General features: G+C 61.7%; 2 protein-coding genes. Both read left to right on the top strand.

The window, feature by feature from the left end; genetic code table 11:
* Positions 1 to 327 precede the first annotated feature (327 nt).
* Complete coding sequence (locus tag EN932_RS36335) at positions 328 to 693, top strand: hypothetical protein (protein ID WP_013529963.1); 366 nt, start codon at positions 328 to 330, stop codon at positions 691 to 693.
* Between the two features lie 139 nt (positions 694 to 832).
* Complete coding sequence (gene clpS / locus EN932_RS36330) at positions 833 to 1,138, top strand: ATP-dependent Clp protease adapter ClpS (RefSeq protein WP_013529964.1); 306 nt, start codon at positions 833 to 835, stop codon at positions 1,136 to 1,138.
* Positions 1,139 to 1,241 lie beyond the last annotated feature (103 nt).

Below are 1,241 nucleotides of genomic sequence, written 5' to 3'. Positions count from 1 at the left end.
GGCGACTGCTGCTCCGGCCAAGGCTGCTCCGAAGAAGGTCGTCAAGAAGACCGTCAAGAAGCACAAGAAGGCTGCTGAGAAGGCCGTCAAGAAGGACGCCCCGAAGACCTGATAAGGTCCGGCATAAAATGCCGGTCTGTTGACCAAGGCCGCTCCAGCTGGTTTCGGTTGGAGCGGCCTTCTTCCTGTCCGAGCCGCTGAAGCCCTGACATTGGCTATGAAGCGGTCGATGGGTTCAACTGATCTTTGGCGAAGTCTGGCACCGGCAGCTTCCGCCTCGACTGACACTTAACCCGTTTGCAACGCCGGCCGTGTAGGACAATCCGCATGAAGAAGCGGCTTTCGTCCATTTTGCGCTCGATGGTGATCGGCGGTCTGGTTGCCACCGGCCTCGCCAGAGTGCTTATCCTGTTCACCGCCAGCCCGGTCCCCGATCCGGCCAGCGGACGCACCGAGCCTTCGCTGTTCGCGCCGGCGATTTCCACCAACTGGGACTACATAACGCCGGCACAGACCTGGCTGCTGGTCGTGCTGACCGGCGCGACGTTGATCTGCGTCGCCGCGTGGCCGATCGCGACCTGGCTGGAACGCCGGGCGGATGCCGGCGGAAACCGTTTTCGGTCCGATATACCGCCCGCTGCGGCCGTGCGGCAGATTCCCGGCCGTCGCATGTTCGGCCGCCAAGGCCGTTGAACGGCAACCGACACCTTCCCACATGATTGTGAATGGCCGCGTCGGCGGACACCGGTTTCGCGCGTCGATCAAAATGGACGACCGTTTTCACCGGTGCCAGAATGGCGGTTACGTCGCTTACGCAAAACTGTCGGTTCCGATGCCTGAAATCACCACAAAACCGCGTACCCAGATCAAGCCGCAAGTCGAACGGCCAAAACTCTACAAGGTCATCCTCATCAACGACGATTTCACGCCGCGCGAATTCGTGGTGACGGTGCTGAAGGGCGAGTTCAAACTCAGCGAGGACCAAGCGCACCGGGTGATGATCACTGCGCATCGGCGTGGCGTCTGCGTCGTCGCCGTGTTCACCAAGGATGTCGCCGAGACCAAGGCGACGCGCGCCACCGATGCCGGCAAGGCCAAGGGCTATCCGCTGATGTTCACGACGGAGCCGGAGGAGTAGAGCAGGGGGCTTTCCCTTCTCCGACAAGGGGAGAAGGAAAAAGAGCGCCGCGCTACCGTCCCTCGCGGTACCACATCGAACCCATTGCCAGAAGCAGCAGGCC

This window comes from Mesorhizobium sp. M7A.F.Ca.US.002.01.1.1 (genome assembly GCF_004022955.1).
Lineage (GTDB): Bacteria > Pseudomonadota > Alphaproteobacteria > Rhizobiales > Rhizobiaceae > Mesorhizobium > Mesorhizobium ciceri.
Note: the sequence above shows the minus strand (reverse complement) of the source record. Positions and strands in the feature narration are given on the sequence as shown.